General features: G+C 72.4%; 18 protein-coding genes. 8 read left to right on the top strand and 10 right to left on the bottom strand.

What is annotated here, in order from left to right; all coding sequences use genetic code 11:
* Window positions 1–822, top strand: a complete 822-nt coding sequence (locus tag ACQP2Y_RS24220; RefSeq protein WP_433717125.1) for an alpha/beta fold hydrolase — start codon at window positions 1–3, stop codon at window positions 820–822.
* Here the strand turns inward: ACQP2Y_RS24220 and ACQP2Y_RS24215 are convergent.
* Both ACQP2Y_RS24215 and ACQP2Y_RS24210 read right to left on the bottom strand, forming a co-directional pair.
* Window positions 819–1,775 carry a tyrosine-type recombinase/integrase gene (locus ACQP2Y_RS24215; protein WP_433717123.1) on the bottom strand — a complete coding sequence of 319 codons (957 nt, stop codon included), beginning with the start codon at window positions 1,773–1,775 and terminating at the stop codon, window positions 819–821. The two genes, ACQP2Y_RS24220 and ACQP2Y_RS24215, sit on opposite strands and share 4 nt — an antisense overlap.
* 55 nt (window positions 1,776–1,830) lie before the next feature.
* Window positions 1,831–1,953: a hypothetical protein gene (locus ACQP2Y_RS24210; RefSeq protein ID WP_433717121.1), complete on the bottom strand. Its 123-nt coding sequence runs from the start codon at window positions 1,951–1,953 to the stop codon at window positions 1,831–1,833.
* 744 nt (window positions 1,954–2,697) lie between these two features.
* On the opposite strand from ACQP2Y_RS24210, the gene ACQP2Y_RS24205 reads away from it, so the two are divergent.
* On the top strand, window positions 2,698–3,126 hold the full coding sequence (locus ACQP2Y_RS24205) for a GNAT family N-acetyltransferase (RefSeq protein WP_433717119.1): 429 nt from the start codon (window positions 2,698–2,700) through the stop codon (window positions 3,124–3,126).
* A gap of 25 nt (window positions 3,127–3,151) precedes the next feature.
* Here ACQP2Y_RS24205 and ACQP2Y_RS24200 read toward each other — a convergent pair whose 3' ends face one another.
* From ACQP2Y_RS24200 to ACQP2Y_RS24190, 3 genes are read right to left on the bottom strand one after another with little or no spacing between them, the layout of a single operon-like run.
* Window positions 3,152–5,509 carry an ATP-binding cassette domain-containing protein gene (locus tag ACQP2Y_RS24200; protein WP_433717117.1) on the bottom strand — a complete coding sequence of 786 codons (2,358 nt, stop codon included), beginning with the start codon at window positions 5,507–5,509 and terminating at the stop codon, window positions 3,152–3,154.
* A 49-nt stretch (window positions 5,510–5,558) separates the two neighbouring features.
* On the bottom strand, window positions 5,559–5,969 hold the full coding sequence (locus ACQP2Y_RS24195) for a VOC family protein (RefSeq protein WP_433717115.1): 411 nt from the start codon (window positions 5,967–5,969) through the stop codon (window positions 5,559–5,561).
* A gap of 5 nt (window positions 5,970–5,974) precedes the next feature.
* A complete protein-coding gene (locus ACQP2Y_RS24190; RefSeq protein ID WP_433717113.1) occupies window positions 5,975–6,424 on the bottom strand; it encodes a helix-turn-helix transcriptional regulator in 450 nt (149 codons plus the stop codon).
* A gap of 61 nt (window positions 6,425–6,485) precedes the next feature.
* Here ACQP2Y_RS24190 and ACQP2Y_RS24185 point away from each other — a divergent pair, with 61 nt between their 5' ends.
* The 4 genes from ACQP2Y_RS24185 to ACQP2Y_RS24170 are packed head-to-tail and all read left to right on the top strand — an operon-like array spanning window position 6,486 to window position 10,711.
* Complete coding sequence (locus tag ACQP2Y_RS24185) at window positions 6,486–7,211, top strand: phosphotransferase (RefSeq protein ID WP_433717111.1); 726 nt, start codon at window positions 6,486–6,488, stop codon at window positions 7,209–7,211.
* A gap of 9 nt (window positions 7,212–7,220) precedes the next feature.
* Entirely contained in the window at window positions 7,221–7,643 is a 423-nt protein-coding gene (locus ACQP2Y_RS24180; RefSeq protein ID WP_433717109.1) for a MarR family winged helix-turn-helix transcriptional regulator, read from the top strand.
* A 33-nt stretch (window positions 7,644–7,676) separates the two neighbouring features.
* Window positions 7,677–10,016 (top strand): ATP-binding protein, encoded by a 2,340-nt coding sequence (locus ACQP2Y_RS24175; RefSeq protein WP_433717107.1) that lies wholly within the window; start codon window positions 7,677–7,679, stop codon window positions 10,014–10,016.
* 14 nt (window positions 10,017–10,030) lie between these two features.
* Window positions 10,031–10,711, top strand: a complete 681-nt coding sequence (locus ACQP2Y_RS24170; RefSeq protein ID WP_433717105.1) for a VOC family protein — start codon at window positions 10,031–10,033, stop codon at window positions 10,709–10,711.
* Between the two features lie 23 nt (window positions 10,712–10,734).
* Here ACQP2Y_RS24170 and ACQP2Y_RS24165 read toward each other — a convergent pair whose 3' ends face one another.
* The gene (locus ACQP2Y_RS24165; RefSeq protein WP_433717103.1) at window positions 10,735–11,256 is read right to left on the bottom strand and encodes a SigE family RNA polymerase sigma factor; all 522 of its coding nucleotides are present in this window, start codon (window positions 11,254–11,256) and stop codon (window positions 10,735–10,737) included.
* Window positions 11,253–11,846 carry a permease-like cell division protein FtsX gene (locus tag ACQP2Y_RS24160; RefSeq protein WP_433717101.1) on the bottom strand — a complete coding sequence of 198 codons (594 nt, stop codon included), beginning with the start codon at window positions 11,844–11,846 and terminating at the stop codon, window positions 11,253–11,255. Before ACQP2Y_RS24160 ends, ACQP2Y_RS24165 begins: the two co-directional genes overlap by 4 nt.
* 206 nt (window positions 11,847–12,052) lie before the next feature.
* Between ACQP2Y_RS24160 and ACQP2Y_RS24155 the strand changes: the two genes are divergently transcribed.
* Window positions 12,053–12,766, top strand: a complete 714-nt coding sequence (locus tag ACQP2Y_RS24155) for a hypothetical protein (protein WP_433717099.1) — start codon at window positions 12,053–12,055, stop codon at window positions 12,764–12,766.
* Between the two features lie 24 nt (window positions 12,767–12,790).
* Window positions 12,791–13,570 carry a lysophospholipid acyltransferase family protein gene (locus ACQP2Y_RS24150; protein WP_433717097.1) on the top strand — a complete coding sequence of 260 codons (780 nt, stop codon included), beginning with the start codon at window positions 12,791–12,793 and terminating at the stop codon, window positions 13,568–13,570.
* 75 nt (window positions 13,571–13,645) lie between these two features.
* Here ACQP2Y_RS24150 and ACQP2Y_RS24145 read toward each other — a convergent pair whose 3' ends face one another.
* From ACQP2Y_RS24145 to ACQP2Y_RS24135, 3 genes are all read right to left on the bottom strand, one after another.
* Window positions 13,646–14,473, bottom strand: coding sequence for a M55 family metallopeptidase (locus tag ACQP2Y_RS24145; protein ID WP_433717095.1), 828 nt, complete (start codon window positions 14,471–14,473; stop codon window positions 13,646–13,648).
* Between the two features lie 132 nt (window positions 14,474–14,605).
* Window positions 14,606–15,151 carry a LuxR family transcriptional regulator gene (locus ACQP2Y_RS24140; RefSeq protein WP_433717092.1) on the bottom strand — a complete coding sequence of 182 codons (546 nt, stop codon included), beginning with the start codon at window positions 15,149–15,151 and terminating at the stop codon, window positions 14,606–14,608.
* A complete protein-coding gene (locus ACQP2Y_RS24135) occupies window positions 15,148–18,063 on the bottom strand; it encodes a LuxR C-terminal-related transcriptional regulator (RefSeq protein ID WP_433717090.1) in 2,916 nt (971 codons plus the stop codon). The genes ACQP2Y_RS24140 and ACQP2Y_RS24135 overlap by 4 nt, the downstream gene beginning before the upstream one ends.
* Between the last annotated feature and the right edge of the window lie 169 nt (window positions 18,064–18,232).

The following is an 18,232-nucleotide window of genomic DNA, read 5'->3' as shown; positions in this document are numbered from 1 at the left end:
ATGACCCACTTCACCGCAGCCGAAGGCGTCGACCTGCACTACCAGGGCCTCGGCACCGGCAACCCCGTCGTCCTCATCCACGGCTGGCCCCTGTCCAGCCGCAGCTGGGAAGCCCAAATCCCGGCCCTGATCGCCGACGGCCACCGCGTCATCACCTACGACCGCCGCGGCTTCGGCCAGAGCAGCCAACCCTGGGACGGCTACGACTACGACACCTTCGCCGCCGACCTCGACGCCCTGCTGCGCCACCTCGACCTGCGCGACGTCACCCTCGTCGGCTTCTCCATGGGCGGCGGCGAAGTAGCCCGCTACCTCGGCACCTACGGCAGCGACCGGATCGCCAAAGCCGTCTTCGCCGGCGCCGTCCCGCCGTACCTCTACAAGAGCGACGACAACCCCGACGGCGCCCTCGACGACGCCACCCTCAAAAGCTTCCAGCAAGGCGTCACCACCGACCGCATCGCCTTCGTCGACGGCTTCGCCACCGGCTTCTTCACCGCCGGCACCACCCTGAAAGTCAGCGACTCCCAGGTCCGCTACGCCCAGGAACTCGCCCACATCGCCTCACCCAAGGGCACCCTCGACTGCATCGCCGCCTTCGGCCTCACCGACTTCCGCGGCGACCTCGCCAAGATCGACGTACCCACCCTGGTCATCCACGGCGACAGTGACGCCATCGTGCCCTTCGAACACAGCGGCAAACGCACCCACGAAGCCATCGCGGGCAGCCGGCTCGTCGTCATCAAGGACGGCCCGCACGGCATCAACGCCAGCCACCCCGCCGAGTTCAACGAAGCCCTGCTCAGCTTCCTGAACAGCTAACCGGCCAGCTCACCCAGCGCGCGGTTGGTGCGGTTCGCCCGCACCGCCGCGCGCTGCTGCGCCGCCGTCACCTCGATATAACCCTGCGACGTCGTCAACGACGCATGCCCCAGCAACCGCATGATCTCCGAAGCATTCGCCCCGTCCTCCGCCAGCCGCGTCGCGAACGTATGCCGCAACGCATGCAACTGCGCACCCCGAGGAACCCGATCCGTGATCCCCGCCCGCCGGTAACAAGACTCCACCAGATACTGCAACCCACCCCGCTTCAACGGCGCACCCTTACGATCCAGCAGCAGCGGATCACCAGGCCGCAACCGCCCGAACCGCAACCGCCGGCTGTCCAGATACCGCTCGACAACGGCATCCAGCTCGGGCTCGATCGGCACCGTCCGCGGCCGGCCACCCTTGCCGGCGACCTCGACGCGCCGCTCACCCGGACGCCCCAGCACCGAACCGGCCCTCAACGCCAGCAGCTCCGACAACCGCAGCCCGGCGCACAGCGCGAGGGCCAGGACCATGACGTCGCGCTCCGGCCATGGGTCGCGCTGGCGTTCGTCAGGCTGGTTGACCGCCTGCAGAAGCTGCTCCGGGGTGTCCTCACCACGCAGCGGCTTGGGGGAGGGGACCGCCATGCGGGGCTTGCCGACGGCAGGCATCGGGTTACCGGCGACGACGCCGTCCACGACCAGGAAGCCGAAGAACGAGTTCCAGCTGGACCAGCACCGGTAGACCGAGGCGGGGGCCCGCCCGGCGGCGAAGGTGGCGAAGGCAGCTCGCAGAGACTTGGGGGAGAGGTCACGCAGAGTGACGTCATCGCCGATGAGCCGCAGGACGGTGGTGAGATCCCGGCGGTAGGCCATCAGGGTGTGCTCGGACGGCTTCCGCACGGCTCTTGCGCCGAGGAAGTCTTCTATGAGAGTTTCTACCTTGATGTCTTGTTCGTCCTGCATAAGGAATATTATGCAGGAAATACCGTCTTGATGGGGGCTCGACTCAGGGTGGGTTTCAGCCGAGTCCGGCGCTGGGCGGCTTGTCGCAGCGGCTGCACGGCAGGAACGGCTGGCCGTCCTCGGTGGAGTGCCTGGTCCATTTGTGCCAGCCGAGCCGGCACGTCCACGGCCTACTCATGGCGGTGACGCTACGCCCGGGGTGAGATCGCCTGCGTCCGCTGGGCGGTCCGCCGGCGGGAGCCTTTCCGGTACGCCGTGAGCGCTCGGTTTCGCTCGACCGTTCCTGGCGACGCTGACCCCGACGCGGTGCTGGGTCATCCGTGTCCGCCTTTCCTGCCGATGATCTTCCGCCGGGAACGCCGGATTTCCGCGGCCGATCCCGTCCCATCTTGTGCCGCCGGCGATCTTGAGGCCGGGGGCAGTGCTGACGGCCTCCTGGTGCTTGCCGGGATGCTGGTTCAGCGGCCGGTTCCACCAGACGGGTTCTCCTGGGGTTTCGCTTCGTGGCCAGCCGCCGTTTCCGGCTCTCCGACCCCTCTCCCGCGCTCAGGTTGACATAATGTCAATTATCGACCAGACGATCACAAGAGAATCCGGTCGATGGACCGCCTGCAGGCATCGGAGTCTCGGCGGCGACAACGCCGACCGCCTGCCCTGTCGATCGTTCGTCCATCCGCCGCAACAGGTCAGCGGACTCCAGAGTCGTTTTCAGACGGCCTGGTTCGCCACGTCCAGGCGACCGGCACACTGATCGCGACCGCGTCGAGACGGCGTCCGGCTGCCGGTTTCTCCGCCTCCATCAAGAAGCCCGTGCTCCCTGCCACGGCCCGTCCACGGCCGTCGGGCGCTTCGATGACCCGGGCGCTGGCGTCCCAGTCACTTTCGGGCGGCGGCTGCCGACGAGATCTGGAACGGTAAGGCCGTGACCGCTTCCGCGTTCGAGGTCTCCCACGACGTCGAGACCATTCCGGTGCCACAGCTGCTGGAGTTGTTCGCTTCGGCGTGGTGGGCGGCCGGGCGCTCCGAGACCGAGACCCGCGACCTACTCGCCGGCTCGGATGTCGTGGTGAGCGTGACGGACCGTTCATCGAGACGGCTGGTCGGTTTCGCCCGGGTGCTGACCGACCGCACGCAGCTGGCGCTGATCCTTGATGTTGTCGCGGCTCCCGATGTTCGAGGCGTCGGCATCGGCGTCATGATCATGGACGCGGTGCTGGCCCATCCGTGGGTCAGCGGCGTCAGGAGCGTCGAGCTGGTCTGTCAGCCGGATCTGGTCGCTTTCTACCGTCGGTGGGGTTTCACCGATGAGGTCGGGCAGTCCCGCCTCATGCGCAGGACTGTCCGACCCTGACTACTCCCCTGGGCCGGCGCTCGGGTCAGCTTCCGACGTAGGCGGCGAGGTGTTCGCCGGTCAGTGTCGATTGCGCTGCCACCAGGTCGGCCGGGGTGCCTTCGTAGACGATCTGGCCGCCGTCGTGGCCTGCTCCGGGTCCGAGGTCGATGATCCAGTCGGCGTGGGCCATGACCGCCTGGTGGTGCTCGATCACGATGACCGATTTGCCGGAGTCGACGAGGCGGTCGAGCAGCGCGAGGAGTTGTTCGACGTCGGCGAGGTGCAGGCCGGTCGTCGGCTCGTCCAGGACGTAGGTGCCGCCGGTGCCGCCCATGTGGGTGGCGAGCTTGAGGCGTTGTCTTTCACCGCCGGACAGGGTGGTCAGGGGCTGGCCGACGCTGAGGTAGCCGAGGCCCACGTCGGTGAGGCGTTGCAGGATGGCGTGGGCGGCGGGGATGCGGGCCTCCCCCGCGCTGAAGAAGTCTTCGGCTTCGGTTACTGACATGGTCAGGACCTGGCTGATGTCGCGGCCGCCGAGGTGGTATTCGAGGACGGCGGCCTGGAAGCGTTTGCCTTCGCATTCTTCGCAGGGGGTGGCGACGCCGGCCATCATGGCGAGGTCGGTGTAGATGACGCCGTTGCCGTTGCAGGTGGGGCAGGCGCCTTCGGAGTTGGCGCTGAACAGGGCGGGTTTGACGCCGTTGGCTTTGGCGAAGGCTTTGCGGATGGGTTCGAGCATGCCGGTGTAGGTGGCGGGGTTGCTGCGGCGGGAGCCGCGGATGGCGCCCTGGTCGACGGAGATGACGCCGGCGCCGGGTGGGATGGAGCCGTGGATCAGGGAGCTTTTGCCGGAGCCGGCGACGCCGGTGACGACGCAGAGGACGCCCAGGGGGATGTCGACGTCGACGTCACGGAGGTTGTTGGCGGTGGCGCCGCGGATTTCGAGGGTGCCGGTGGGTGTGCGGACTGTTTTCTTGAGGGTGGCGCGGTCTTCGAGGTGCTGGCCGGTGCTGGTGCCGCTGGTGCGCAGGCCGTCGACGGTGCCTTCGTAGCAGATGGTGCCGCCGGCGGTGCCGGCTCCGGGGCCGAGGTCGACGACGTGGTCGGCGATGACGATGGTCTCGGGTTTGTGTTCGACGACCAGGACGGTGTTGCCCTTGTCGCGCAGGCGTAGGAGCAGGTTGTTCATGCGCTGGATGTCGTGGGGGTGCAGGCCGATGGTGGGTTCGTCGAAGACGTAGGTGACATCGGTGAGGGCGGAGCCGAGGTGGCGGATCATTTTGACGCGTTGGGCCTCGCCGCCGGAGAGGGTGCCGGAGGGGCGGTTGAGGGAGAGGTAGCCGAGGCCGATCTCGACGAAGGAGGTGAGGGTGTGGTGCAGGGAGGTGAGCAGGGGTGCGACGGAGGGTTCGGTGAGGTCGCCGACCCAGGTGGCGAGGTCGCTGATCTGCATGGCGCAGGCGTCGGCGATGCTGATGCCTTTGATCTTGGAGGATCGGGCCGCTTCGCTCAGCCGGGTGCCGTCGCATTCGGGGCAGGCGGTGAAGGTCACCACCCGTTCGACGAAGGCGCGGACGTGGGGTTGCATGGCTTCGACGTCTTTGCTCAGCATCGACTTCTGGATCGACGGGATGAGCCCGGTGAAGGTGAGGTTGATCCCTTCGATCTTGACCTTGGTCGGTTCCTTGTAGAGCAGGTCCTGCAGTTCCTTCTTGGTGTACCGGCGGATCGGTTTGTCCGGGTCGAAGAAGCCGCAGCCGCGGTAGATGCGGCCGGACCAGCCGTCCATGCTGTAGCCGGGTACGGCGATGGCGCCTTCGTTGAGGGATTTGGTGTCGTCGTAGAGGGCGGACAGGTCGAAGTCGGTGACCGAGCCGCGGCCTTCGCAGCGGGGGCACATGCCGCCGGTGATGCTGAAGGTGCGGCGTTCTTTGACGGTCTGTCCGGCGCGTTCCATGGTGACGGCGCCGGCGCCGCTGATGGAGGCGACGTTGAAGGAGAACGCCTGGGGTGAGCCGATGTGGGGTTGGCCGAGGCGGCTGAAGAGGATGCGCAGCATGGCGTTGGCGTCGGTGGCGGTGCCGACGGTGGAGCGGGGGTCGGCGCCGATGCGTTCCTGGTTGACGATGATGGCGGTGGTGAGGCCTTCGAGGACGTCGACGTCGGGGCGGGCCAGGGTCGGCATGAAGCCCTGCAGGAAGGCGCTGTAGGTCTCGTTGATGAGGCGCTGGGACTCGGCGGCGATGGTGCCGAAGACCAGGGAGCTCTTGCCGGAGCCGGAGACGCCGGTGAAGACGGTGAGTTCGCGTTTGGGAATTTCGATGCTGACGTCTTTGAGGTTGTTCACCCGGGCGCCCCGCACGCGGATCAGGTCGTGCCGTGTGGTGTTCTGCGGGCTCATGCGGGACTCCATCTGTGCGGGGCGGCCAGGGTGGGGTGACCGGGTGTGGTCAGCGCAGTTGCTGGATGCGGATCATGTTGCCGGCGGGGTCGCGCAGGGCGCAGTCGCGGATCCCGTACGGCTGTTCGGTGGGTTCCTGGACGATGTCGGCGTCGCCGGCCTGGAGGCGTTCGAAGGTGGCGTCGAGGTCCTTGGTGGCGAGGTTGATGCCGCCGTAGGTGCCTTTGGCCATCATCTCGGTGATGGTGCGGCGTTCGTCGTCGGTGGTGCCGGGGTCGACGGCCGGGGGGTGCAGGACGATGGAGGTGCCGGGTTGTTCCGGGGGGCCGACGGTGATCCAGCGCATCCCGTTGTAGCCGACGTCGTTGCGGACCTCGAAGCCGAGGGTGTCGCGGTAGAACGCCAGGGCGGCGTCGGGGTCGTTGTGCGGCAGGTAGCTGCTGTGGATGACGATGTCCATGCTGATCAGGCTAGGTGGGGTGCCGGGTCCGCGGCTTCTCGATTCCTGATCGGTCTGGTGACCTGCCGGGTGACGCAGGACGGCATCCCGGCGGTGGTGCCGGCGACCTCGCGCCGGTAGACGCTGGGTGGCACGCCGACGAGTTCGGTGAAGCGGGTGCTGAAGGTGCCCAGGGAGGAGCAGCCGACGGCGAAGCAGACGTCGGTGACGCTGAGGTCGCCGCGGCGCAGCATGGCCATGGCGCGTTCGATGCGCCGGGTCATCAGGTACGAGTACGGCGATTCGCCGTAGGCGAGTTTGAAGGCGCGGCTGAGGTGCCCGGCAGACATGTTGGCGCCGCGGGCGAGGGCTTCGACGTCGAGGGGCTGGGCGTAGTCGCGGTCGATGCGGTCGCGGACGCGGCGCAGCCGGGCGAGGTCGCTGAGGTGCTGTGCTGCGGCGGGTCGGCTGGTCACACGCGAAATCGTGCCATGCCGTGCCGTGGTTGCGTAGCCCGTCCGGGGTGAGGATGGGGTCATGGCGGAGGTGTCGTTGCCGGGTGGGTTCGTCGGTGGGGCGGTCCGGGTGGGGGCGACGGTGCGTAAGGCTCCCCCGGCGGATGCCGATTTTGTCCGGGGTCTGCTGGAGTTGTTCGCCGAGCGGGGCTGGGCGGGCGCGCCGCGGTTCCTCGGTGTCGATGATCAAGGTCGGCAGGTGCTGAGTTTTGTGGCCGGTGAGGTGCCGTGGGGTGACGCCGCTCCCCCGGTCGATGAGGACGCGCTGGCGGCGGTGGCCGTCCTGGTGCGCGAGTTCCACGATCTGACCGCGGGTTCGGCGCTGGCCGGCGACCAGGAGGTCGTCTGTCATCACGATCTGTCGCCGAAGAACACGGTGTTCCGGGGTGGGCGGCCGGTGGCGTTCATCGACTGGGACATCGCCGGGCCCGGCTCGCGGGTGCAGGACGTGGCCCATGTGTGCTGGCAGTTCGTGCCGTTGGGGCCGGCGGTGGCGGTCGGGGACGCGGCGCGGCGGGTACGGGTCGTCGCGGACGCGTACGGCTGGGGTGACCTGCCGTTGCTGGTCCAGACGGTGTTGTGGTGGCAGGACCGCTGCTGGCGGGGCATCGAGTCGGGGGCCGCGGCGGGGGTGCCGGCGATGCTGCGGTTGCGCGACGCCGGGGTGGTCGAGGCGGTCCGGGCCGCGTACGCGTGGACCGCGGCGCACGCCGCCGAGCTGGGGAAGGTGCTCCCGGGGCAGCGTTAGGGTGTGGCGGTGACGGATCTCCGGCGGCTCTTCGACGATCTGGTGGGTTTGGAGATCGCGGTGTGGAACGCCGTGGACGCGCGGCTGAGCCGGGAGTGCGCGCTGCCGCTGGGGCAGTTCATGCCGATGCGGGTGGTGGCGGCGACGCCGGGGTGCCGGGTGCTGGACGTGTCGGCGCAGTTGCAGATCACCGTGGGCGCGGCGAGCAAGGTGGTGGACCGGGTCGAGGCGGCCGGTCATTGTGTGCGCCGGCCGAACCCGCAGGACCGGCGCTCGTCGTTGATCGCGTTGACGCCTTCGGGGGCGGCGGCGCTGGCGGCGGCCGATGTGGTGTTCGAGCGGGCGCTGGCGGAGCTGCTGGGTGGGGTGCTGTCGCCGGCGGCGCTGGCCCGGTTCGCGGACACGCTGGGCAAGGTGCGTGCCGCGCTCTGAGGAGAAAAGTGACGGGCATGTATGTTTCCGGGCATGATGCGGCATCGGGTTGTGCCGTTGCTGGTCGTGACGTCGGGGCTGTTCTCCGTGTTGCTGGCGGTGGCCGTGAACGTGGCCACGGGCGGGGTGCTGCCGGGGGCGCTGCGGCCGTACACGTGGATGGCCTGGCCTTTGGTGGGTCTGCTGGCTGTGGTGGGTGTCGCGCTGGGGTGGTGGCAGCAGCGGCTGGCCGAGCCGCAGCCGGGCCGAGCCTTGGCGGCGCTCCCCCACACTCCGGCTGAGTTGCCGGCGGCTCCGGCGCTGGTCGGGCGGGGTGAGGAGCTGGCGGCGGTACGGGCGGCGGTCGAGGGCGGCTCGCAGCTGGTGGTGATCGCGGCCGCTCCGGGTACGGGTAAGTCGGCGCTGGCGTTGCGGGCCGCTCACGATGCCCGTGACAGTTATCCCGACGGTCAGCTGTTCGCCGCGTTGCGGGGTGCGTCGGCGGATCCGGTGCCGCCGGAGGCTGTGCTGGTGCGGTTCCTGCGGGCGCTGGGGCGTCCGGACGACGAGCTGCGCGGTGAGGTGGTGGAGCTGGCGGCGCGGTTCCGGTCGGTGGTGGCCGACCGGCGGGTGCTGGTGCTGCTCGACGACGCCCGTGACGCCGCCCAGGTGCGGTATCTGCTGCCCGGTGGGGCGCACAGCGTGGCGATCGTGACGAGCCGGCGGCTGCTGTCGGATCTGCTGGGCGCTTCGGTGCTGACGATCGGGGCGTTGACGCCGGCGGCGGCGCTGGAGCTGCTGGCGACCGCGGCCGGTCCGGGGCGGGTGTCGGCGGATCCGGAGGGTGCTCGGCGGCTGGTGGAGGCGTGCGGCGGGTTGCCGCTGGCGTTGCGGATCGTCGGTGGCCGGCTGCGGATGCGTGCGCAGTGGTCGGCGTCGGCGCTGGCGGACCGGCTCGCCGACGAGGGCCGGCGCCTGGACGAGATGCGGCTGGCGGACCGGGCGGTGCGTTCGACGCTGCGGGCGGTCTACGACGAGCTGGGCCCGGGTGAGCGGCTGGTGTTCCGGCGGGTGGGCGGCTATCCGGGTACGTCGGTGGGGCTGGCCGCCGCGGCGGCCCGGTGCGCGCTGGACGAGCACGTGGTGGCCGAGGCGCTGGAACGGCTCGTGGACGCGTTCCTGGTGGAGTCGCCGGCGCCGGACCGCTACCGGATGCACGACCTGGTGCGGCTGTGCGCGCGGGAACTCGCCGACGACGGCGAGGAGGGCGTGGACTGCCTGCACCGGCACCTGCGGTGGCTGACCGCGCGGGCCCGTTCGGGTCAGTGGCTGGCCGCTGAGCGGGAGAACGTGCTGGCTGCGGTGCACGCGGCGGTCGGGGCGGGGCTGGCCGCGCCGGCCCGGGCGTTGATCGAGGCGGTGCATCCGCTGGTGACCGGGGAGGCCGAGCACTCGTACCGGCTGCGGTTGTGGTTGTCGGCGGTGCCGGTGGCCCAGGCGCTGGGCGATGAGCCGTTCCGGATCCGGGCGTTGCGGTGGGTGTCGCACTCGTACGGGATGGCGGGTCTGGTCCGGCTTGAGCTGCCGGCGGCGCAGCAGGCGCTGGAGGCGGCCGAGCTGCTCGGCAGCGACGTGCGGGAGATCGCGCTTGCGTTGTGGCGTGTCGGGGACGCGTGGCGGGCGCAGGACCGTTTCGCCGAGGCCCAGGCGGCGCTGCTGCGGGCGCTGGAGCTGCTGATCGGCCTCGGTGCGGTCGCCGACGAGATCGAGGTACGGCTGTCGCTGGGCACCCTGTACAACACGTTCCTGCGTCCAGAGCTGAGTGTGCCGGTGCTGAGCCGGGCCGTGGAGCTGCTGCCGGAGCGGGAGTCGCCGGAACGCGGCTGGGCGCTGCTGGGTCTGGGCCTGGCCTCGGAGCTCGGCGGGCAGACCGACCGGGGCCGGGAACTGGTGGCGGAGGCGATGGGGGTCGCCGAGCGCATCGGTGACGAGATGCTGCGCGGCTACTGCCTGCAGGAACGGGGCTGGCTGTACGTGCGGCACGGGGCGTACGACCACGCCGAGCGGGACTTCCGGGCGATGCTGGCGATCTTCGAGCGGCTGCGCAGCGGGCACGGCATCGGCAGCGCCCACGCGGCGTTGGGTGACATCGCCGACATGCGCGGGCAGCACCCGGCGGCGTTGCGGGAGTACGGCACGGCGATGGCGGAGTATGAGCGCCTCGGGCTGCGGGTGCGCCTCGGTCAGGTGCTGCTGCACCGGTCGGCGGTGCTGCGGGCCCTGGGCCGTGAGCAGGAGGCGGACGCCGACCTGGTCCGCGGTGAGCAGTTGAGCGGGGACGCGCCGGTGCATCGGGGACCGGCGGTGCAGCGGCGGCCGGGACGGGAGGCGTGATGCGGGTGCGGTGGGTGACGGGGTTCCTGGACACGCCCTCGCGGGTGGCGGAGCCGTTCTGGCAGGCGGTGACCGGCTCCGAGTTGTCGCCGCGGCGGGGGCCGGGCGGGGCGTTCGCGACGCTGGTGCCGGCCGGCGGGGACGCGTACCTGCGGGTGCAGGTCATCGGGGACGGCCCGGCGCGCGCCCACCTGGATCTGCACGTCGAGGACGTGGCGGCGCAGGCCGCCCGGGCAGTCGCGCTGGGCGCGGCGGTCGTGCTCGACGACGGGGACCTGGTAGTGCTGCGCTCCCCCGCCGGGTTGCTGTTCTGCCTGGTGGCCTGGGGCGGCGAGGCGGTGCGGCCGGCCGGTGGGCGCAGCCTGGTGGATCAGCTGTGCCTGGACGTGCCGGTGGCCGGCTTCGACGCGGAGGCCGATTTCTGGGCCGCCCTGACGGGCTGGCCGCGGCGGGCGGGGTCGCTGCCGGAGTTCGATTTCCTGGTACGCCCGGACGGCATGCCGCTGCGGTTGCTGCTGCAGCGCGTCGGCGGGACCGTGGCGGGCATGCACGTGGACCTGGCCTGTACGGACCGGCCGGCGGAGGTGGCGTGGCATCAGGAGCTCGGCGCCGAGGTGGTGGCGGTGTACGAGCGGTGGACGACGTTGCGGGATCCGGCCGGCCGGGCGTACTGCATCACCGACCGGCCGGTGTGACCGCGCTACTGCCGGGCTCGGCTCTACTGGCGGGCGAAGTCCTCGCCGAGCAACTCGCGCAGGCGGCCCAGCGCGCGCATGCTCTGCATCTTCACCACCGACGACGACACCCCGAGGATCTCGGCGACGGTGTCGACGCTGTGGTCCTCCCAGTGCCGCAGCACCACGATGGCCTGGTCCCGTACCGGCAGGGTGGCCAGGGCCTGCATCAGCGTGACGTGCAGGTCGGTCACGGACCCGTCCGGCTGACCGGGTCGGTCCGGCAGGTCGGCCAGTACGACCTCGGTGCCGCTGCGGCGTCTGCGCAGGTCGAAGACGGCGTTCATCAGCACTCGGCGGCTGTAGGCCTGCAGGTCGGCGGTGCGCCAGATCCGAGGCCAGGCGGCGTACATCTTGGCCAGGGTCAGCTGGGTCAGGTCCTGCGCCAGATGCCAGTCGCGGCACATCAGGTACGCGGTGCGCCGCAGCCGCGGTGTGGCGGCGGCGACGAATGTGGCGAACTCCTCGTCGCGGGCCGCGCGGTCGCGGCGCCACAGCGAGCTCACTTCGGCGTTCCCGGGCAGGACTGGCCGACCAGGTCCTGGACGCCGGGACGGTTGCGGAACCGCGCGGCGAACTCCCGGTACCCCGACGGCTGGGCCAGGTTCACCCGGAAGGACTGCGGCAGGTTGGCGGCGGAGACCGAGGCGACGAAGTCCGGGCTGTCGGCCCACAGCACCTTGAACTTCTCGTACGCCTGCTCGCGGGTCTCGAACTGCGTGTCGCGGACGACCGGGTCCTTCCAGAGCGCCTCGCTGAGGGTGTTGATCTGCCCGACGGTGATGTCGTCACGCAGGAACACCGCGACGGTGGCGGCGTTGTCCTGCACCGGCCACGTACAGGCGGCGCTGGCCGGCGGCATGAGCATCGCCGCCGGTGACACGAACGACGGCGGCGCGGCGGCGGGAGCCAGGGCGATGGTGAGGGCGATCAGGGTGCCGGTGACGACGGCGGTGGCGCTACCCCCGATGAGCAGGCCCCGGCGCCGGCGGATCCGCCGGCCCTGGCTCATCGCCTGCTCGACCGGGTCACCCGGCGGGGGCAGGGGTTCGTCGTCGAGGGCTCGTTCGAACAGGCCTCGCAGGTTCTGCTGCACAGTGCGCGCTCCCGGCTGTGTGGTGGCTACTGCCCTGGATGACTGCCTGGGTGTGCGGATCGGTCACATGATCCCCGCTGCGGCCCCGCTGCGGGTCTTCGTGATCGGCCGGCCGGGCGCGCCTGCGCGCTTTGTCGGTGGGGCCTGGTACAACTACGGCATTGAAACACGCGTTCGAATCCACGTTGACCGACGAAGGGACGACCATGGCGACGGCGGCACGCACCGGTGTGCGAGGGCTCAGCACGGACGAGCTGCAGGTGATCCGCGACGGGCTCGCCGCGGGACGGCGGCCGCGGGTGATGTTCACCGAGTCCGCGGGGCAGATCGCCGGGCAGGTGGGGCAGGTCGTGGCCCTGACCGACCCGGCCGAGTCCGACGAGTGGGTGGTCGTGCGTTTCGGACGCGACGAGCTGCCGTTCTCCCCCGGTGACCTGCAGGTGGCCCCTAAGGGCCCGGTGAAGAAGGCGGCTCCTGTGCCGCCGCAGCCGACCAGACCGGCCCCCGAGTTCGTGATCGACAAGCCCATCCCCGCGCCCACACCCCCGCCCGCGGCCACCCCGGCCCCCGCTGCGGCACCTGAGCCCGCGCCGGCCGCGTCGGCTCCCGCTCCGCGCAAGGCGGCAGCCAAGACGGCCAAACCCAAGCCGCCGCCGAGCCTGACGGTCACCCTGGCCTACACCGACGGGGAATGGACCATCGCCGCCAACCAGGGCTCCAAAGCCCTGGCCAAGCCGTACGTGGTCAAGCCGTCCGAGGCGATGAAGATCGTGCAGCTGGTCGACGTGCCCGGCGTGCAGGAAGCGGTCGAGCACATCGTGTCCGCCGAACGCGCCGAGGTCGAGCAGCAGGCCGAACGGCTGCGCGCCGAGCTGGCCGAGATCGAGGCCCGCCTGGCGGAGCTGCGCGACGCGGGCTGACCGGCATGCGATCATGTCGCCTTGATGGAAGACACCTGGCGGGCGCCGTGGTTGTGGCGGGCGTTGCTGCGCACCTCGCGGATGGTCGTGCCGCTGCTGTGCCGGCTGCGCGTCTCCGGTGAGGTGCCGGCCGGGCTGCGGCACGGCCCGCTGATCCTCGCGGCCAACCACGTCAGCCCGATCGACCCGCTGATGCTGATGGCGGCGTGCAGCCGCGCCGGGATCGCCCCGCGGTTCATGGCCACCGCCGGGCTGTTCACCGCACCGGTGGCGGGCACGATCATGCGCGCGTGCGGGCACCTGCGCGTCGACCGGCACACCGCCCAGGTCGCGCAGGCACTGCCCGCCGCCGCCGAGGCGTTACAGGCCGGATCGGTGGTGCTGGTCTACCCGGAGGGCCGCATCGGGCTGGACCCGTGGATGTGGCCCGAACGCGGCAAGACCGGCGTGGCCAGGATGGCGGCGCTGTCCGGGGCACCGGTCATCCCGGTCGCGCAGTGGGACGCTCACCGGGTCCTGCCGTACGCGGCCCCGAAAGGCCTGGCCGGCTCCCTGCTGCGGACGATCCGGCAGCGGCCGGTGGTGCACGTGCGCTTCGGCGAACCGATCGACCTGTCGGGGATGACCGGCACGGCGGGCGCCCAGGCGATGCGGGCGACCGACCGGATCGTGGAGGGGATCGCGCGGACGCTGGCGCCGCTGCGCGCGGACGAGCTGGAAACACCCCGGCACATCGACCGGACCCGCCCACCGGACATGAGCCGCGTCCGCCGCAACCGCGCCGCCGGCATCCGCCCCCACTGACCCGCGGCCGCTTCAGGCCCGGCCGCTTCCGGGGTCTGCCGTTCCGGCCTGGCCGTTCCGGTCAGCCTGGGGCGTTCAGCTCGGTTTGATCTGGGCGAGCTGGGTCAGCAGCTGCACCAGCCGGTAGGCCTGCGCCACGTCCTCGGCCGTGAACGTGACCGTCCGGCCGCCCGGAGCCCGGCTCACCCCGGGAATCAGCGTCGCCACGTCCACCGTGTAGGGCCCGTACAGGTCCACCTCGACCTTCAGCGGACCCGGCATGATCAGCAGCGGGACCTGGTCGTGCCGGCGGATCGCCTTCGCCGCCACCCGGTGCAGCCGTTCCCGGGCCTCGTCCGGATGCAGGGCGATCGCCGCCGCCTGCCCCAGCGCCTGCTTGACCGCCACCGTCGCCGCGCCCGGCACCAGCTCGAGCAGCTCCGCACAGGCCACGTCGTCCCCGCTGATCAGCACGACCGGGGCGCCGTGGAAGCCGGCCAGGGCCGCGTTCAGGCCGATCTCACCCACCGAACGCCCGTCGAGGCGCACATCCAGCACGGCGTCGCTGATCGTGTGGGCCAGCACGGCCGGCCCGGCACCGGAACGGGCGTGATACCCGACAAACAGAACCGCGTCGGTGTCGTCGTCGAGCCCGGCCAGCATGCCCAGTGGGCGGGGCTTTCCCCGGACCAGGCGGGCGCGCCGGTCGAGCTCCTCCGGCAGCAGGTTGCGGAACGGCCCGTGCGCGTCGGCGACCAGCACCTCAGCGCCGGGCACGGCCTCCAGGACCCCGGCGACGGCCGCGTTCACCTCGGCGGTCATCAGCGCCCGGGACCGCTCGTAGTCGTAGCCGCCCGGGTTGGTCTCGCTGGGATGCACGATCCCCGAGACGCCTTCCAGGTCGGCCGAGATCAGAATTTTCATCGCCTGGCACCCTACGCGGCGCCCCGATCAGCCGGGGTGCGGCGCTGGCACGGCTCGCGGCTCGTGCGCGCTCAGCCGGGAGTGCGGCGCTGGCGGCGGGTACGCCAGCACGGCCTCGCGGCTCGTGCGCGCTCAGCCGGGGGTGCGGCGCTGACGCAGATACGCCAGCACGGCCTCGCGGGTCGTCCGCACCCCGAACAGGGCCCGCGCCTCCGCGATACGCCGGTTCGCCGTCCGCAGCGACAGGAACTCCGCCGCCGCGGCCGCCGCGATCGTGTCGCCCGCCGCCAGCCGGTCCAGCAGCGCCCGCTGCTCCGGCACAAGCTCCGCGACCGTGTCACCCGCGTCCGCCGGCGCCGGCTGCCCACCCGGGCCCAGGTGGACCGCGCCGAGCCGGCTCAGGTCGTCGATCAGGGCCCGGCCCACCGGGGTGTCCGCGTCGCAGACCGCGACGATGCCCGCTCCCCGCGCCGCCGCCAGGACCGCCAGCTGCAGGTTCTCCCGGTCGGCGACCCGGCCGTGCAGCACCAGCCGCGCCCCGGTGACGTCCCACGCCGGGTCCGGCAACGCGAAACCCTCGCGGGGGATCCAGCCCTCGCGGGCCAGGCGGCGGACCACGGACTCGGCGTCGGCGCCGGAGGCGACGACGTGGTGGGGAGCGTCGGGCTGTCGGGTCACCGGCCATCCTCACGGTCGGGCAGTACGGCGGAGCGACGGTCACGGTCCGGCGGTCCGGCCGCCTCGATCTGGGTCAGCGCCAGCGCGGCCGCCTCCGTCCTGGTCCGGGCGCCCAGCTTGCGCATACCCGCCCGGATGTGGGTGTCCACGGTCTCCGCCGAAATACCCAGCTGCCCGGCGATCCGGCGGGTCGGCTCACCCGCCGCGACCAGGCGCAACACGTCGGTCTCGCGCCGGGTCAGCTGCGAACCTGAGCGCGGGCTGCGGGTGTCACGGTGCACGTGGTGCCGGCGCAGCCCGCGGCGGGCCCGGCCGGCCAGCACCACCAGCCCGGCCGTGTCGGCCAGGTGCTCGGCCTCCAGCAGCGCGGCCACGGCCCGTTCCGGATCGGTGTCGTGCAGGCCCGCCGCGAGCAGGCAGCGGATCTGCTCCCGCAACGCGATCCCGGCCCAGCTCTGCGCGGCCGCGGCGAACCCGGTGCCGGTCGCCCACGCGGTCAGCGTGCGCCGCGCCGCGGCCGGCAGCCCGGCGGGGATCGCCGGGGCGGGCGCGTCGATCTCGAACGCGGACGCGAAAGCAGCCCGGGCCGTGGCGCCGGAGTCGTACGCGGCCCACCGGGCGGTGATGTGCCGCAGCCCGGTCAGCAAGCCGGCGACGGCCGCGTCCGGCGGCTGGGCGGCCCGGTCGGGCTGCCCGTCAAGCCAGGCCGCCTCCCGCGCCACCCATGCGGTGGCGGGATGCCCGTCGGGTGCGGCGAGCCGGGCCCGGGCGGCGGCGAGCAGACCGGTGTCCGCCTCGATCAACGCGGTGGCGGCGATGGCGTAGCCGCGGGCGTCGGCGGGCAGCGCCCGGTCGGTGAGGTCAGCGGCGCGCCGCAACGCCCGGTCCGCCGCGAACCGCACATCCGACGACGACCCGCGCTCACCCGGGCCGCCGGAGACGGCCGGGTTTCCGGCAGCCGAAGTGTGAGCGGCATCCGATCCGGCCGCATGCCCGGCGGAAACACCGCCAAGCGAACGCCCGTCCGGTCCGGCCGCAGGCCCGGCAGAAACACCGCCCGGCGAACGCTCGTCCGGCGCCGGGAACGAGCCGGAGCCGGCGGCCCGGCCGTAGACAACGCCCGGAGAGCTATCGACCGATGCAGGCAGAGACCCCCCGCCTCCATCCGGCACGCCGTGCTGCGGCGCGGCGAAGGCACCGGCGACCTGGACCGGACCGGTGCCCGCAGATGACCCGGCAGGTGCGCCGGCCCCGGCGGACGACGCCCAGGAAACCTCAGGCTCAGCACTCGAAGCGGCCGAAGCAGCCAGGAGCGTGCCTTGCAGCACATCGGCCCAGTCCGCCACCGCCAGGAACCGGGTCTGCCAGCTGTAAGCCAGATCCGCCGCACACCCGGCCGCCGCGTCCCGGGCCGCGGCCGCCGCCTCACCCAGCCGCCCGTCCGCCGCCAGATGCTCCACCAGCAGCCACGCACTCCACCGCCCCGTCAGCGGGTCACTGCTCTGGGCGACCGCAGCCGCCAGAGCCGTGTCCCACCCCGGCCGGCGATGCGCCGCGCCGACCGCCGCCAGCGCCGCCGCCACGCCGGGCGGTGGCGCCGGATACCGGGCGGCGACCTTGCCCGCCATGTCCAGCGCGCCCGCCGGATCGGTCGCCAGCTCGGCCAGCACCAGAATCCGGTCCCTGGCGGCCACGACCGTACCCGGCGCGGCATCAGGCACCGGGCGCACCGCCGCCCGCGCCCCCACGGGGTCCCCGGCCTGCAGCAGCGCCTCCCCGCGCAGCACGTCCGCCTCCACCCCCAGCGGCCCGGTGCTGGTCAGCACCCGCGCCGCCGGATGCGGCCGGCCGGCGGCCAGCAACGCGTCCGCGGCCGCGATCCGCACCCGCGGATCAACGGTCACCCCGGGCAGGTCACACGCGAACTGCAACAGATCGGCGCGGTCACCGCCGGCAACCCGGTCGGCCGCGGTCAGAGCCCGCCGGTACGCCCCCAGATGGTCACCGGCCGCTGCCAGGTGCCGCGCCGCCTCCGCATCCGGGGTCAGCTCCGCCAGCGCCCGGTGCAGATCCGTCCTGGCGGCCGCATCGAGCAGCCCCGCCGCGGTCTCCGCGAAGTACGCCGACACCGGCACGAGCCCAGCCGGATCCTCGGTGACCAGCCCGGCGGCGCGCAGCTCGTCGGCGCCCGGGCCGAGCAGTGCCGCCGGGGCCGGCCGGCCGAGCAGGCCCAGCGCGGCCAGGGCGGTGCGGGCCGTACGGGGCAGGTCGGCCAGGGCGGTGGCGATCGCGTACGCGACCTGGTCGATGTCCGTCTCCGGGGTGCCACGGCCCGCCCCCGCCTGCCGGGCCAGTGCCGTGATCGCGAGGGGATTCCCGCCGGCCCGGTCCACCACCGCGGCCAGATCGGCGTCGGCGAGCTGACCGCCGGCGCGCCGGGCCAGCTCCAACGCGGCCTCGCGGCTCAACGGCGTCACCTCCAGCCAGGCCGTGGCCGTCTCGCGCAGCGCTGCGACGCTGTCCTCGCTCAGCCGGTGCGGGGTGCGCAGCGCGACCACGACCCGTACGTGCGCGGCCAGGTGCGGCAGGGCAGCGAGCGTGGCCGGGTCGGCGTACTGCAGGTCGTCGAGCACGAGCAGGCCGCCGCGGACCCGTGAGCGCACCGCCTCGGCCAGCAGCGGCACGTCGTGGGCGGGCAGGCGGGCCTTCAACGCCCGCGACAGTGCCAGCGCCGGTACGGCGGCCAGCATCGCCAGCCCGCCCCCGGCATGCACCGGCCCGGGTGCCGCAGCCGCCACCCGCCGCAGCAGGGTGGAACGGCCGGCTCCGGGTGCGCCGGTGAGCACAACGAGGCCGGGACGGTGCAGATGCGCGGCGGCGAGCCCGGCCAGGTCCTGCTGTGCCACCCGCATCCCCCGTTTCCGCTGCCCTGCCCGGCGTCCGTGCCCGGGTGGCACGAACACGGGATCTGCGTCGCCCCGAGCTTCCGTAGTCTGTGGTGCGGCAGGCGTCCCGCCCTGCCCGCGAACGGGAAGGGTGGCGACTGTGTCTTCGACGCCGGCCGCGGTCAGTACATTCTCC

Source organism: Actinoplanes sp. CA-051413 (assembly GCF_050955795.1).
Lineage (GTDB): Bacteria > Actinomycetota > Actinomycetes > Mycobacteriales > Micromonosporaceae > Actinoplanes.
Note: the sequence above shows the minus strand (reverse complement) of the source record. Positions and strands in the feature narration are given on the sequence as shown.